Source organism: Methylobacterium sp. Gmos3, assembly GCF_056430985.1.
On sequence record NZ_JBWJYL010000006.1, the window covers coordinates 77,088 to 91,998 of the forward strand.

Below are 14,911 nucleotides of genomic sequence, written 5' to 3' on the forward strand. Positions count from 1 at the left end.
ATGGTTCTGGGAAGGAAAGCCCGAATCCGAGCGTCTCGTCCCGCGGCCTCGACGGCCGAGCTCGTCAACGACAAGCCCCAGCCAGGCATCCAAAACCCAAGGACGGTCGAATGCTTCCCCTGATTCTGATCATCGTAGGCGGGCTCTGCGCCATCGCCTACGGCATCGTCACGATCACCGACGTGATGAAACGCGACGCGGGCACGCAGCGCATGCAGGAGATCGCGGGGGCGATCGCCGAGGGTGCGCAGGCCTATCTCAAGCGCCAGTACCTCACCATCGGCCTCGTCGGGATCGTGCTGTTCGTGGCGCTCGCCGTGTTCCTCGGGCTCAAGGTCGCCTTCGGCTTCCTGATCGGCGCCGTCCTCTCGGGCGCGGCCGGCTTCATCGGCATGAACGTCTCGGTGCGGGCGAACGTGCGCACGGCGCAGGCCTCGTCCTTCTCGCTGGGCGCCGGCCTCGACGTGGCGTTCAAGTCGGGCGCCGTCACGGGGATGCTGGTGGCGGGCCTCGCGCTGCTGGGCGTTGCCCTCTACTACCTCGTGCTGACCCGCGGCGCCGGGCTCGACCCGTCGAGCCGCGAGGTGATCGACGCGCTGGTGGCTTTGGGCTTCGGCGCCTCGCTGATTTCGATCTTCGCCCGCCTCGGCGGCGGCATCTTCACCAAGGGCGCCGATGTCGGCGGCGATCTCGTCGGGAAGGTCGAAGCCGGGATCCCGGAGGACGATCCGCGCAACCCCGCCACCATCGCCGACAACGTCGGCGATAACGTGGGTGACTGCGCCGGCATGGCCGCCGACCTGTTCGAGACCTACGCGGTGACGGTGGTCGCCACGATGGTGCTGGCGGCGATCTTCTTCTCCGGCCCCACCGGCACCGGCCGGTCGGTGCTGGAGCCGATGATGCTCTACCCGCTCGCCATCGGCGCAGCCTGCATCGTCACCTCCATCGCCGGCACCTATGCGGTGCGGCTCGGCGCCAACCAGTCGATCATGGGCGCCCTGTACAAGGGGCTCATCGCGGCGGGCGCGCTCTCCATCGTCGCCATCGCCGCCGTGACCTACGCGATGTTCGGCGGGTTCTCGACCGCCTTCACCACCTCCACCGGCGTCACCTTCACGGCCGGCGGCCTGCTCGGCTGCGCGGTGATCGGGCTCGCCATCACGGCGCTGATCGTGGTCATCACCGAGTACTACACCGGCACGAACTTCCGGCCGGTGAAGTCCATCGCCGATGCCTCCGTCACCGGCCACGGCACCAACGTGATCCAGGGTCTGGCGATCTCGCTGGAATCGACCGCGCTGCCGGCCATCGTGATCGTGGCCGGCATCATCGCGACCTACGCGCTCGCCGGCCTGTTCGGCATCGCCATTGCGGTGACGGCGATGCTGGCGCTCGCGGGCTTCATCGTGGCGCTGGACGCCTTCGGCCCGGTGACAGACAACGCGGGCGGCATCGCCGAGATGGCGGGCCTGCCGCCGGACGTGCGCAAGTCCACCGATGCCCTCGACGCGGTGGGCAACACCACCAAGGCGGTGACGAAGGGCTACGCCATCGGCTCGGCGGGCCTCGGCGCCCTGGTGTTGTTCGCGGCCTACACCTCGGACCTGAACTACTTCATCGCCAATGCGAGCCCGACGCAGTACCGCTTCTTCCAGGGCGTGAGCGTCGATTTCTCCCTCTCGAACCCCTACGTCGTCGTCGGGCTGCTGCTCGGCGGGCTGATCCCGTTCCTGTTCGCGGGCATCGCCATGACCGCCGTGGGCCGCGCCGCCTCGGCGGTGGTGGAGGAGGTCCGCCGCCAGTTCCGCGAGAAGCCCGGCATCATGCAGGGCATCGACCGGCCGGATTACGGCCGGGCGGTCGACATGCTCACCCGCGCGGCGATCAAGGAGATGATCGTCCCCTCGCTCCTGCCGGTGCTGTCGCCGATCGTGCTGTTCTTCGTCATCCAGCCCATCGCCGGAAAGTCCCAGGCCTTCGCCACGGTCGGCGCGATGCTGCTCGGCGTGATCATCACCGGGCTCTACGTCGCGATCTCGATGACCTCGGGCGGCGGCGCCTGGGACAACGCCAAGAAGTACATCGAGGACGGCCACCACGGCGGCAAGGGGTCCGAGGCCCACAAGGCCGCTGTGACCGGCGACACGGTCGGCGACCCCTACAAGGACACCGCCGGCCCGGCCGTGAACCCGGCGATCAAGATCACCAACATCATCGCCCTGCTGCTGCTGGCGGTGCTGGCGCACGCTTAAGTGATAGCCGATCCAATGATCAGTTTCGGGACATCAAAGTTCCGCATCGGATAAACCTAGAGTAAACAAGGGGTCGCTGTTCAATCAGCGGCCCCTTGCCTTCATTTCCCGGCGATTTTGGCTATGAAGGCGAAGTTTGGCCCAGATCCATGCCGAGGCGGTCAATCCCTACGGCTTTCCGCTTGGCGCAACAAACGGGTTGGTCTCGGTGGCCGAGCCGTTCTTGGCGTAACACGCCTCCAATCGGTCGAGGGCGGCCGCGCTCTTATCCAGCGCCACCTTAATGGTCGCGCCCTCGCCCTTCACGTCCAGGCCATCCGCGAGCTTGAGCGACCGCAGAAACTTCTCGTCCTTCACCGGCAACGACACCGTATTGCCGGAGGCGGCCACATCCGCCTGCAGCGTCGAGGACCCGGCGGCGAGTTCGACCGGATAGCTCTTCCCGCGCCCGAGCTTCCACTTCGGCGAGCTCATCGTCAGGTCGAGTCCGTCCGCGTCACGGGTGAACCGTACCTCGACCCCGTCATCCGTCGTCCGGGTCATCGTGCATCGCTCGAACTTCGGGCCTTTCGAGACCGCCTCAACCTTCCAGGGACCGATGGCCACGGCATCCGCTGGCGCTTCCGCATGGGCGACGAAGGTCATCCCCGACAGGGCGATGGTAGCGATGGCGAGGCGCATGCGGGGCTCCCAATTCGTTGGACGGGATCAGGTCACGAGAACGCCAGTGGTTCCCGAACGACCTGTCACCATCCATGGCAGCCACCGACGACGGGGGAACGAGCCTACCGGTCGGACGCATGGACGCGCCGCAACGGCCGCAGCATACGTCCCACGCTTGCGCCGCGAGCGGTCGGTCATCCTCCTTCGCCCGTTTCGTCCGCTTCGGAAGGTGGGCCTCGTTCGTCCGGGGGCGGCGGCAGGTGTGGTGGCGGCAACCGCCCCGGGCTTGGCGGCGTCGGAAGGCCGGTCCCCTCGTCCACCGGCGGCAGGTCGTCGGGTTTGGTGCCGTCACTCATCCTGATGTCTCCCGTGCCCGGGCCAACGCAAAGGACGGCACACGTTTCCGCCGTTGGACGGTCCCCTGTCTGGCGTTCGGGCCAACACGGGCTTCGGCGCTCAGGTCTTGGGGACCTCCATGCCGCGCCCGACGGCGGGCCGCTCGCCGACCCGCGCCAGCCATGCATGCACGTTCGGGGTGTTGACGAGCGTACCCGCGAGCGGCTCCTTCAAGAAGGACGTCGCCGCCAAGGTCCAGGCATAGCAGGCGATGTCGGCGATGGAGTAGTCCGCCCCCGCCAGGTACGGCCCCTCACTTAGACGCCGGTCCATGACGCGCAGCAGGCGGTCGGCCTCGTCAGTGAACCGTTTGATGGCCAGCGGCGCCTTCTCGTCGGAGCGTACCGCGAAGAAGCCGAGTTGCCCCAGCATCGGCCCGAGGCCGCCCATCTGCCAGTGCAGCCATTCCAGCGCCTTGTAGCGGGAAGCCCCCGAGGGGGCGAGGAAGCGCCCGGTCTTCTCAGCGAGGTAGGTGAGGATCGCGCCGCTCTCGAACACGGATAACGGCCCGCCCTCGGCCTCGTCGTCGACGATGGCCGGGATCTTGTTGTTGGGCGAGACCTTCAGGAAGTCGGGGGCGAACTGCTCGTCCTTGCCGATGTTCACCGGCACCACCGTGTAGGGCAGGCCGCACTCCTCCAGCATGATCGGGATCTTGCGGCCGTTCGGGGTCGACCAAGTGTACAGCGTGATCATGCGGTCCCTTCCGTCTCGCGGCTTCCGTCGGTCCCGGCCCCTATCGCAAGGTGGGGGATTCGCCGGGCTTGAGGTGCGGGTCGCCACCGTCGGGACCGCTCAGGGAGACGTGGTCGTTCAGGCGTCCCAGATGTTCGAAGACGTGCTCGAAGGCCTCCGTCACCGCCCGCTCGAAGGAGCCGTCCCCCTTGCCCTGCGCCTCCCTGAGGGCACCCAGCAGCGCCCTGTGCTTCTCGGTATCCGTCGACATCGCGTTCCTCCCAGCCGGTTGCAACCCCGGCTCGGGAAGCCAATCTGCCGACGGCATGCCGGTTCCCGGCGTACCGGTCCCGCGATGCGGCCCTTGCAGGGTGCGGTGACGGGCAAGCCGACAAGGGGTATGCGGGTCCGGCCGCATTCCGAGCCCATCGCCATGGAGACCCGCGCGTGGAGCGTGCCGCGAACCTGACCACGGACGACTTCCGCGCCCTCGCGGACGCACTGCCGCAGATGGCTTGGGTCGCCGAGCCGAGCGGCGACATCATCTGGTACAACCGGCGCTGGTACGACTATACCGGAACCACCATCGAGCAGATGCGGGGCTGGGGCTGGCGCGACGTCCACCACCCCGACCACGTCGAGCGCGTGGTGGACCGCATCGGCGAGGCGTTCCGGACGGGCGAGCCGTGGAAGGACACATTCCCGCTCCGCGGCGCCGACGGCGAGTATCGCTGGTTCCTGTCGCTGGCCCAACCCCATCGCGGGCCGGACGGACGCATCCTGCGCTGGTTCGGGACCAACACCGACATCACCGAGCGCAAGGGGATGGAGCGCCGGCTCGCGCGCCACGCCATCGACCTGCGCCGCTCGAACGAGGAACTGGAGCAGTTCGCCTACGTCGCCTCCCACGACCTCAAGGCGCCGCTGCGCGGCATCGAGAACCTCGTCGGGTGGATCGAGGAGGACCTGGAAGACTCCCTGACCGGCGACGTCCGGACCAACATGGAGCTCCTCAAGAGTAGGGTTCGGCGGCTCGACAGCCTACTTGACGACCTCCTCGCCTACTCGCGGGCGGGGCGGGCCGACGCGACGATGGACACGGTGGACACGAAGGCCCTCGTCGAGGAACTCGCCGTGCTGGTCAGCCCTCCAGAGGGCTTCGCCATAACGGCGGATGCTTCCCTGCCGACGTTACAGGCGGCACGGGCCCCGTTGACCCAGGCCTTGCAGAACCTGATCGGCAACGCCATCAAGCACCACGACCGGCCGGCCGAGGGACACATCCGGGTCGAGGCGAGGTCGGCAGGGGACGTGGTCGAGTTCGTCGTGACAGACGACGGCCCCGGCATTCCCGAACAGTTCCGCGAGCGCGTGTTCGGCATGTTCCAGACGCTCAAGCCCCGCGACGAGGTCGAGGGCAGCGGCATGGGGCTCGCCATCGTGCGCAAGCTGGTCGACCGCCAGGGCGGAAAGGTCTGGCTCGCCGATGGGCCGGACGGGCGCGGGCTGGCGGTGCATTTCACGTGGCCGCGCGACGGCCGGAAGGGACAGGCGGATGGGCTCGACGGTTAACATCCTGCTGGTCGACGACGACGAGGTCGACGTCCAGGGGCTCAAGCGCGCCTTCAAGAAAAGCAGGATCGGCAACCCGATCACGGTCGCCCGCGACGGCATCGAGGCGCTTGAGATCCTGCGTGGCGAGAACGGACGTGAGCGGCTGCCGAAGCCGCACCTGATCCTGCTCGACCTGAACATGCCGCGCATGAACGGCATCGAGTTCCTGGAGGCGTTGCGCGCCGACGAGGACCTGCGCTCGGCGGTGGTGTTCATGATCACCACGTCGAAGGCGGACGAGGACCGGATGCGCGCCTACGGGCACAACGTGGCCGGCTACATCGTCAAGCGCGATCCGGCCAACACCTTCATGGAGGCGGTGGCGTTGCTGGAGCACTACTGGAAGGTCGTCGAGTTTCCTGCATAGTCTTCGCTGTGACGCACCCGACCCGCATCCTCCTGATCGACGACGATGCGGTCGACCGTGCGGCCGTCCGGCGGGCGCTCGCCAAGTCGGGGCTCAAGCATACCCTGACCGAGGCGTCCGGCGGCGAGGAAGGCCTGCTCCTCGCCTCCGAGGCGACCTTCGACTGCGTGCTGCTCGACTACCGGCTGCCGGGCATCGACACCTTCGCTCTGCTCAAGACGTTGCTCGCGGCGGAGGGCGAGGCGCGGGCGGTGCTGATGCTGACCGGCGAGGCCGACCCGGAGCTCGCGACCCGGCTGATGCGAGCCGGCGCGTTGGACTACCTCGACAAGGCCGAGGTCACGCCCTCAGGCCTCGCCCGGGCGATACGCTTCGCCGCGGCGCGTCGGGCGTTCCAGGACGAGCTCGCCGCCGCGCGGCGCGAGGCGGAGGCGAAGTCGCTCGAACTCGACACGCTGAACAGACAGAAGTCGCTGCTGTTCTCGATCATCGCCCACGACCTGCGCAACCCGTTCCAGGCTCTCCTTGGCCTGTCGGAGGTTCTCGGGAAAGCTGTCGCGGCGCGCGAGCCCGCCTCCATCGAGCGTCGGGCGAAGGGTATCCACGAGGCGGCGACGCAAGCCTACGCCTTGCTGGAAAGCCTGTTCTCCTGGGCGAGCCTGCAGATGGATACGATGGCGGTCACCCTGACCGACGTCGACCTCGAAGCCGTGACCAACGAGGTGGTGCGGGGCGCGGCGGAAGCCGCCTCGGACAAGGGGCTGACCATCGAGGTTTCCTGCGGCGGGATCATCGTCCGTGCGCAGCGGGACATGCTGACCACGGTGTTGCGCAACCTTGTCGGCAATGCCGTCAAGTTCACGCTGCCCGGCGGGACCATTTCCGTCGCGGGCCGCCAGGATGGGGACGACGTCGAGATCTCCGTTACGGATACCGGGGTCGGCATGCCGCCGGGCAAGGTCGACGACCTGTTCCGGCTGGATAGGCGGACCACTACGAACGGCACGGCGGGCGAGCGGGGAAGCGGGCTCGGCCTGCTACTGTGTCGCGACCTCGTCGAGCGACAGGGCGCCGTGCTGACCGTGACGAGCGCCGTCGACCGGGGCACGACCTTCCGGTTCCGTCTGCCTGCACCGCTCGTGGCCAGACAGGTTCCCGCCTCCGCAGCGTCGGCTTCCTGACCTCAACCGACAACCCTGACCGTTCGGAGGTGACGAAGCCTCCGTCAGCTCGGGAAAAACGGCGCCTCCCTGGACGACTTTGGCGTCACTTGTCAGGTATCGGACATCTTCCCGCCAGGAAGTCCGCTAGTGGACAACCCGACGGCCAGCACTGCGACCATCCCCGTGAACATCCGACCTTCGCCCCCCATCGACGGCAACCTGCTGCTCGAAGCCCTCGACGCGGCCGACCGCGCCCTCCTGGCACCGCACGCCGAACGCCGAGAGGTCCGGCGCGGCGACGTGTTGTTCCGTGCCGGCGACGACGTCAGTCACGTCACCTTCCCCGCGCATCATTGCGTCGTCACCTTGGTGGTGCCGCTCATGGACGGGAAGTCCGTCGAGACCGCCACGGTCGGTCGCGAGGGCGCGATGGGCGGGGTCGTCAGCCACGGTTACCTACCGGCATTCGGACAGGCGGTCGTCCAGGTCGGCGGCCCGGTCATCCGGATCGACGCTGCGCGTCTGTCGGAGGCCAAGCAGGCCTCGAAGGGCATCCGCGACCTGTTCGTGCGCTACGCCGACTGCCTGCTGGCGCAGGTACTGCAGTCGGTCGCCTGCAACGCCGCCCACACCATCGAGCGGCGCTGCCTGCGCTGGCTCCTGACCCTGCAGGACCGGATCGGCACGCCCGAACTCCCTGTCACCCACGAGCTCCTGGCCGACATGCTCGGGGTGCGCCGCGCCTACCTGACCGAGGTGCTCGGGCGGATGCAGCGCGACCGCCTGATCACCATCGGCCACGGACGCATCACCCTTCCGGACAGGGAGCGCGCCGAGGCAGGCTCGTGCGAGTGCCACGCCGCCGTGCGGAAGCACTTCGAGGAGGTGATGGGCGCCGTCTACGCCCCGAGCGGCCGCATCGTCGCCGTCGACGTCGGCGAGCCGGAACGGCTGCGTCCCCCGTCCGGGCTCGTGAAGGACGCGACCCCGTGAACCAGGTCACGCGTCCCGTCCGGGTCGAGGAGGACGCGCGGCTGTCCGCGCTCGCCGCGTTCGACATCCTCGACACCCCGCCCGAACGCGGCTTCGACGACATCGTCCATCTCGCGCGCCGCCTCTGCGCCGTACCGGTGGCGCTTGTCAGCCTGGTCGACCGCGACCGCCAGTGGTTCAAGGCCCGCGCAGGCTTTCCGTCCTGCGAGACCGACCTCGACCGCTCGGTGTGCAAGTTCGTGCTGGCCGAACCCGGCGTCCTGCAGATACCGGACCTCACACGCGACGCGCGCACCTGCGCCAACCCGCTCGTGACCGGCGAGCCACACCTGCGATTTTACGCCGGCGCGCCCATCCGCACGCCCGACGGGCAGGTGCTCGGCAGCCTGTGCGTGATCGACCACGTCCCGCGCCCGGGGGGCCTCTCCACGGAACAGGTTGCGGACCTGGAGGCGCTCGCCCGCCAGGTCATGGACCAGCTCCTGCTGCGCCGCTCCAGGTCGGACCGGGATCGCGCCGGGCGTCAGGGCGAGGCTGTCGCCGTGACCCTGGCCGGCGTCGCTGCGGCGGGTGGCGACCTCGACGAGAGCTTCCGGGCCGTGCTTGCCGGCGCGATGCACGCCGTCCCCGCCGCCGAGGCCGGCACGGTCGAGATCCGCGAGGGGGATACCCTGGTCTACCGCGCCGTCACGGAGAGCCTCGCGCCGCATCTCGGCCTTCGCGTCCCGCTCCGGGGAAGCCTCGCGGGTGCCTGCTACCGGGAAGGCGTCCCGCTCCTCGTCCCCGATGTCCTAAGCGATGACCGGGTCGATCCTGAACTGGCCGAGCGGCTCCGCCAGCGCTCGTGCATGCTGGTGCCCGTCCGCCGTGGCGGCGTCGTGGTCGGTGTCCTGAAGCTGCAATCGAGCCGCCTGGGCGCGTTCGCGGAGGAGGACCTACAGGTTCTCGGCGTCCTCGCCGGTTCCGTCGCCTCCGGCCTTGCCGAGGCCGGCGAGCGCGCCGCCAACCGAGCGGCAGCCCTGACCGAGTACCGGCGCCGCGCCGTGTTCGACAGTGCGCAGGACTATGCCATCATTCTGCTCGACCTCGACGGCCGGATCACGGACTGGAACGCCGGCGCGACCCGCATCCTCGGCTGGCGTCCCGAGGAAATGTGCGGCCAGACCGCCGACGCGTTCTTCACGCCCGAGGACCGGCGCGACGGCATCCCGGCCATGGAGATGCAGTCGGCCCTTGAGAAGGGCACCGGCATCGACGAGCGCTGGCACCTGCGCCGCGACGGTGAGCGCTTCTGGGCCAACGGCGAGATGATGGTCCTGAGCGACGAGGCAGGCGCCGCAATCGGATTCGTGAAGATCCTGCGCGACCGGACGGAGCAGAAGGAAGCCGCCGCCCGCCTGCAGGAGAGCCAGGACCGCTACAGGCTTGCGGCCCGGGCCACCAACGACGCGATTTGGGACTGGGACCTCGCCACCAACCACGTTCTCTGGAACGAGGCCCTCACCGAGGCCTACGGCCATGCACCCGAGACGGTCGAGCCGACCGGCGACTGGTGGATCGCGCAGATCCATCCCGAGGACCGCGCCCGCATCGACGCCTCGATCCACGCCGTCATCGACGGCGTCGGCACGACCTGGACGGACGAGTACCGCTTCCGCCGCGCGGACGGCTCCTACGCGCATGTCCTCGACCGCGGCCACGTCATGCGTGACGCCCAGGGCCGGGCCTGCCGAATGATCGGCGCGATGCTCGACCTGACCGAGCGCAAGCGGGCCGAGGACGCGATGAGGGAGAGCGAGCGCCGCCTCGGGATTGAGCGCGGCTTGCTGGAGTCGATCTTCCGTCAGGCCCCCGTCGGCATCTCCATCGCCGGGGCCGAGGCCGGCATGCCATCGTCGTTGAACGCCAAGGCCGAGGAGATCCTCGGCCATGGGCTCGGGACGGAGGGCGACGCCCGCTACGTCTCCTACGGCGCCCTGCACCCGGACGGTCAAAGGTACGAGCCGGCCGAGTACCCGACCCTCCGCGCCCTGCGGAAGGGCGAGACGGTGCGGGGCGAGGAGATGCGCTATCGCAACCCTGCGACGGGCGAGCTGCGCCTCCTGGAGGTGTCGAGCGGACCCGTGCGCGACGCCGAGGGCGCGATCCAGGCCGCGGTGACCGTCCTGGTCGACGTCGGCGACCAGCGCCGGGCCGATGCCGAGACGCGCCGCCTCGCCGCCCTGGTCGAGCAGAGCCAGGACTTCATCGGCCTGGCTGCCCCCGACGGGAGCGTCGATTTCGTCAACGAGGCCGGCCGACGCCTCATCGGCCTGCCCGACCTCGCCGCGGCCAGGGCCATGCCCATCGTGGACTACTTCGTGCCGGAGGAGCGCGCGCGCGTCCTCGACGAGGTTCTGCCGGCGGCGGAGCGGGACGGCTTCTGGGAAGGCGAACTGCACTTCCGCCACGTGGTCACCGGGGTGGCGGTCCCGGTCTTGTACAACCTCTTTCCCGTGCGCGACGCTGACGGGCGCAAGCTCGGCTACGGCACCGTCACGCGCGACCTCACGGAACAGCACCGCGCCCGCCAGGCCCTGCAAGCCAGCGAGGCGACGTTGCGGGCCGTGCTCGACACGGTACCGGTCGGCATACTGTTCGCGGAGGCGCCGTCCGGTCACATCGTCGCCGGCAACCGGCGGCTGGAGGAGATCCTCCGCCATCCCATCCTGCCGTCGCCCAACGCCGACAGCTACGGCGAATGGGTCGCCTTCCACGAGGACGGCCGGCTGGTCGAGGCCGCCGATTACCCGCTCAGCCGCATCATCCGAGAGGGAATGGAACACGCCGAGATGCGCTGCGAGTACCAGCGTGGCGACGGCACCCGGCTCTGGATCGAGATCGCGGGTGCGCCGATGCGCGACGAGGCCGGCACGGTGGTCGGCGCGGTCGTCGCCGTGTCCGACATCGACACCCGCCGCCGGGCCGAGGAACGGCAGGACCTGCTCAACCAGGAGCTCTCGCACCGCATGAAGAACCTGCTGGCGATGGTGCAGGCCATCGCCGCCTCGACCCTGCGCGGCGCCACCGACATGGACGCGGCGCGCGAGGTCCTGGGCAGCCGGCTGGTCGCGCTCGGCAAGGCGCACGACGTGCTCCTCGGCGGCGCTGCCGAGAGCGCCTCCCTGGCGGCAGTGGTCCGGGAGGGGGTCGGCGTCCAGGAATCGGCGGGGCGGCGCGTCGCGTTCGAGGGGCCGGACGTCGAGATCGGCGGCAAGGCCGCCTTGTCCCTCGCCCTGACCCTGCACGAGTTGACCACCAACGCGGTCAAGTACGGCTCCCTGTCCGTACCCCACGGCAGGGTCGCGTTGACGGCCTCGCTGGTTGGGCCGGAAGATGCGCCGCGGCTGCGCATCGCATGGATGGAAATTGGCGGTCCACTGGTCGTGCCGCCATCGCGAAAAGGGTTCGGGTCGCGGCTGATCGAGCGTGGGCTGACGGCACAAGTCAACGCCAACCTAGCCCTCGACTACCGCCCGGAGGGTGTGGCGTGCGTCGTCGAGGCGGCGCTGGCCGACTTCCAGGCGGTCGTTTGACGGGGCGACGCAACGAAGGGTCGCGCGGGCCGTTGCCGCTCGCCATGACGGATGCCCCGGACGCGAAGACGGCCCTGGTGGTCGAGGACGAGATGCTCTTCCGCTTGGAGGTCCGCGACCTCCTCGAAGCGAAGGGCTACGCCGTTGTCGAAGCCGGAAACGCCGCCCAGGCGCTGGAACATCTGGACGGCACGGTCACCCTGATGATCACCGACGTGCGCATGCCGGGCACGATGGACGGCCTGGCGCTCGCGCGCGAGGTCACCCGCCTTCGGTCGGGCGTGGCCGTCGTCGTCGTGTCGGCACAAGTGACGCCTCGCCCCGAGGCCTTGCCCGGGCACGTTCCCTTCGTCGAACGCCCATTCATTGAAAGCCGCTTCCACGCCGCCATCGACCGGGCCGTGTCGGCGAGGACCGAAAGCCGATGATGACGTCGACTTCCTGTTCGGCCAAACCGCACGAGGCCTCGACCCGACCAAAGGCCGCATCCGATTTCCGTTCTGTCGCCCCCGAGGGCGTTAGTTCCCGAATGGACGCCCTTTAGAGATCCAGGCCATGAGCATCGAGGATCTTCGGGGGGAGGTCGAGCGGCTGCGCCGGCGCGAGAGCGAGTTGCTGGCGGAGGTCGCCCGCCTGCGTGCCGGTCGGGAACCGCATGCACCTTCGACCGCCAGCGAGGCCGGCGTCGGGACCCTCAGGCCCGATCTGCTGTTCACCGCCGCCGACAAGACGCGGATGGCGATGATCGTCACCGACCCGAACCTCCCCGACAACCCCATCGTCTTCGCCAACCGCGCCTTCCTGGAACTCTCCGGCTACGCGGCGGAGGAGTTGATCGGACGTAACTGCCGCTTCCTCCAGGGGCCGGAGACCGACCCGGCCCACGTCGCCCGCATCCGGGATGCCATCGCGGCACGGCGGGACGTGGTCGTGGAGTTGTTGAACTACCGGCGCGACGGCAGCCCCTTCGTCAACGAGCTCTACGTCAGCCCGGTCTTCGGCCCGCATGGCGAGCTGCTGTTCTTCTTCGGCAGCCAACTCGACCTCACGCGTTTCCGTGAGCAGGAGGGCAACGCCGTCCGGCGGGGCGCCTCCTTCCGCAGCCTGCTGGAGGACGGCGAGGCCGGGTTTTGCATCATCGAGATGCGGTTCGACGGGGAAGGCCGGGCCGAGGACTACCGCTTCGTCGAGGTCAACGCCGCCTTCGAGCGCCAGTCCGGGCTCGCGAACGCCGAGGGCCGCTGGATGCGCGAGCTCGAACCCGAGCTTGAGCGGCACTGGTTCGACACCTACGGCGAGGTCGCCCGCACGGGACGCGACGCGCGGTTCAGGGGCGCGGCGTCCCGGCTGGGGCGCGTGTTCGACGTGCATGCGGTGCGCATCGGCAGCCAGGCGCAGAACCGGGTCGCCGTGCTGTTCGAGGACGCCACCGTCAGGCAGGAGGGCGAAGAGCGGCGGGAGGCCCGTGACCGCGACAACCTGGTCGAACGCGACTTGGTCTGGCGGACGAGCCGCGACCTGCTCGTCGTCTGTGGTCTCGACGGGAGTATCCGCGCCGTCGGCCCGGCCTGGGCCGAGACGCTCGGCTGGCCGGCCGGCAGCCTCATCGGGGTGCGCATCGACAGCCTCGTGCATGCGGACGACCAGGAGGCCGCGTCACGCGCCTTCGAGATGCTGCGCGCCGGCCTGCCCCTCTCCGACCTGGACGTCCGCTTCAGGACGGCGGACGGCGGCCACCGCTGGATCTCGTGGAACGCCATCCCGCAGGGGGACCGCTTCCACGCAACCGGCCGGGACGTGACCGAGCGTCGGGCCCTTGAGGAGCAGTTGCGGCAATCGCAGAAAATGGAAGCGGTCGGGCAGCTGACAGGCGGCGTCGCGCACGATTTCAACAACCTGCTGACCGTCATCAAATCCTCCACCGACCTCCTGAAGCGCCCGAGCCTGAGTGAGGAGCGCCGGAGCCGCTACGTCGACGCCATATCCGACACGGTCGACCGTGCCGCCAAGTTGACCAGCCAGTTGCTCGCGTTTGCGCGACGGCAGGCGCTGCGCCCGACCGTATTCGATGCCGCGCAGTCGGTGGCCGCCATCGCCGACATGGTGCGCACGCTCACCGGCGCGCGCATCCGCGTTGAAACCGACACCGATGCCGGCCAGGATGCGGACGGCGAGCGGCTGCCCTGCCACGTCGATGCCGACCCGAGCCAGTTCGACACCGCGCTGGTGAACCTCGTGGTGAATGCCCGCGACGCGATGCAGGGCGAGGGTCGGTTGCGCATCGCGGTCAGGCGCGTCGACCGCATCCCGACCTTGCGCTCGCACCCGGCAGTGCCGGGCGACTTCGTGGCCGTGTCGGTCTCAGACACCGGCGGCGGCATCGAGCCTGACTTGCTCGAACGCATCTTCGAGCCGTTCTTCACGACGAAGGGCGTCGGCCACGGCACCGGGCTGGGCCTGAGCCAAGTGTTCGGCTTCGCCAAGCAGTCAGGCGGCGACGTCGCGGTCGATAGCGAGGTCGGCGCCGGGACCACCTTCACCCTGTTTCTCCCCCGCTCCGCCGATGGCTCGGCTCGGGAACCCGCGCGTGACGATCCTGGACCACTGCCCGAAGGCCACGGCACCCCGGTCCTGGTCGTCGAGGACAACGTCGAAGTCGGCGCCTTCGCCACGCAAGCGCTCGGCGAACTCGGTTACCAGGCCGTCTGGGTGAAGGACGCCCAGGCCGCCCTGGCGGAGATCGAAGCCTCAGGCCAGCGGTTCGAGGTGGTCTTCTCCGACGTGGTGATGCCCGGCATGAACGGGGTCGACCTGGCCAGGGAGATCCGGCGGCGGTGGCCCTATTTGCCGGTCGTTCTGACCTCCGGCTACAGCCACGTGCTGGCCTTCGAAGGCACCGACGGCTTCCCGCTGCTGGGCAAGCCCTATTCAGTGGCCGACCTCAGCCGGGCCCTGCGCAAGGCCCTGCGGGAGCGGTTGGCACTGACGTTCGGCTGACGGGTGATGCACGCGGCTGAAAGCGTCGGGCGAGTGCGCATCCGCCAGGGACCGCGCGCGTTATCTTTCGGCGCCAGCCGGACGCGCCAAGGGGACAAGGTCATGCAATCGGACACGCCACGCCCAGGGGACGAGCCGTTGCCACCCATCGTCGACCCGCCGCCGGACCCGGCGCCGCCCGAGGGCGATCCGCCGACGGAGCCGCCGGCACCG

General features: G+C 69.3%; 11 protein-coding genes. 8 read left to right on the forward strand and 3 right to left on the reverse strand.

Features of this window, described 5'->3' with window-relative positions; genetic code table 11:
* Positions 1–110: 110 nt before the first annotated feature.
* Positions 111–2,255 (forward strand): sodium-translocating pyrophosphatase, encoded by a 2,145-nt coding sequence (locus tag ACS5Q7_RS13530; protein ID WP_478339836.1) that lies wholly within the window; start codon positions 111–113, stop codon positions 2,253–2,255.
* 168 nt (positions 2,256–2,423) lie between these two features.
* Here the strand turns inward: ACS5Q7_RS13530 and ACS5Q7_RS13535 are convergent, their stop codons facing one another.
* The 3 genes from ACS5Q7_RS13535 to ACS5Q7_RS13545 all read right to left on the reverse strand — a co-directional run bounded on the left by ACS5Q7_RS13535 (position 2,424) and on the right by ACS5Q7_RS13545 (position 4,260).
* Positions 2,424–2,936, reverse strand: coding sequence for a hypothetical protein (locus tag ACS5Q7_RS13535; protein ID WP_393958221.1), 513 nt, complete (start codon positions 2,934–2,936; stop codon positions 2,424–2,426).
* A gap of 438 nt (positions 2,937–3,374) precedes the next feature.
* A complete protein-coding gene (locus ACS5Q7_RS13540) occupies positions 3,375–4,010 on the reverse strand; it encodes a glutathione S-transferase family protein (protein ID WP_478339837.1) in 636 nt (211 codons plus the stop codon).
* A 40-nt stretch (positions 4,011–4,050) separates the two neighbouring features.
* Positions 4,051–4,260 (reverse strand): hypothetical protein, encoded by a 210-nt coding sequence (locus tag ACS5Q7_RS13545; RefSeq protein WP_393958224.1) that lies wholly within the window; start codon positions 4,258–4,260, stop codon positions 4,051–4,053.
* Between the two features lie 176 nt (positions 4,261–4,436).
* Between ACS5Q7_RS13545 and ACS5Q7_RS13550 the strand changes: the two genes are divergently transcribed.
* The 7 genes from ACS5Q7_RS13550 (at position 4,437) to ACS5Q7_RS13580 (ending at position 14,698) form a co-directional block, all read left to right on the forward strand.
* Positions 4,437–5,561 (forward strand): sensor histidine kinase, encoded by a 1,125-nt coding sequence (locus ACS5Q7_RS13550; RefSeq protein ID WP_350416852.1) that lies wholly within the window; start codon positions 4,437–4,439, stop codon positions 5,559–5,561.
* A complete protein-coding gene (locus tag ACS5Q7_RS13555) occupies positions 5,545–5,970 on the forward strand; it encodes a response regulator (RefSeq protein ID WP_478339838.1) in 426 nt (141 codons plus the stop codon). The genes ACS5Q7_RS13550 and ACS5Q7_RS13555 overlap by 17 nt, the downstream gene beginning before the upstream one ends.
* Before the next feature lie 8 nt (positions 5,971–5,978).
* Entirely contained in the window at positions 5,979–7,151 is a 1,173-nt protein-coding gene (locus ACS5Q7_RS13560) for a sensor histidine kinase (protein WP_478339839.1), read from the forward strand.
* Positions 7,152–7,316: 165 nt separating this feature from the next.
* Positions 7,317–8,126, forward strand: coding sequence for a Crp/Fnr family transcriptional regulator (locus tag ACS5Q7_RS13565; protein ID WP_043761454.1), 810 nt, complete (start codon positions 7,317–7,319; stop codon positions 8,124–8,126).
* The gene (locus tag ACS5Q7_RS13570) at positions 8,123–11,701 is read left to right on the forward strand and encodes a PAS domain S-box protein (RefSeq protein ID WP_478339840.1); all 3,579 of its coding nucleotides are present in this window, start codon (positions 8,123–8,125) and stop codon (positions 11,699–11,701) included. The genes ACS5Q7_RS13565 and ACS5Q7_RS13570 overlap by 4 nt, the downstream gene beginning before the upstream one ends.
* A 32-nt stretch (positions 11,702–11,733) precedes the next feature.
* The gene (locus ACS5Q7_RS13575; RefSeq protein WP_478339841.1) at positions 11,734–12,129 is read left to right on the forward strand and encodes a response regulator; all 396 of its coding nucleotides are present in this window, start codon (positions 11,734–11,736) and stop codon (positions 12,127–12,129) included.
* 127 nt (positions 12,130–12,256) lie between these two features.
* Complete coding sequence (locus ACS5Q7_RS13580) at positions 12,257–14,698, forward strand: PAS domain S-box protein (protein WP_043759370.1); 2,442 nt, start codon at positions 12,257–12,259, stop codon at positions 14,696–14,698.
* The last annotated feature ends 213 nt before the right edge of the window (positions 14,699–14,911 follow it).

Bases quoted from the DNA above. Each gene is read 5' to 3' on its own strand.
- ACS5Q7_RS13530 (WP_478339836.1), top strand. From the start codon at position 111: ATGCTTCCCCTGATTCTGATCATCGTAGGCGGGCTCTGCGCCATCGCC.
- ACS5Q7_RS13535 (WP_393958221.1), bottom strand. From the start codon at position 2,936: ATGCGCCTCGCCATCGCTACCATCGCCCTGTCGGGGATGACCTTCGTC.
- ACS5Q7_RS13540 (WP_478339837.1), bottom strand. From the start codon at position 4,010: ATGATCACGCTGTACACTTGGTCGACCCCGAACGGCCGCAAGATCCCG.
- ACS5Q7_RS13555 (WP_478339838.1), top strand. From the start codon at position 5,545: ATGGGCTCGACGGTTAACATCCTGCTGGTCGACGACGACGAGGTCGAC.
- ACS5Q7_RS13580 (WP_043759370.1), top strand. From the start codon at position 12,257: ATGAGCATCGAGGATCTTCGGGGGGAGGTCGAGCGGCTGCGCCGGCGC.
- ACS5Q7_RS13545 (WP_393958224.1), bottom strand. From the start codon at position 4,260: ATGTCGACGGATACCGAGAAGCACAGGGCGCTGCTGGGTGCCCTCAGG.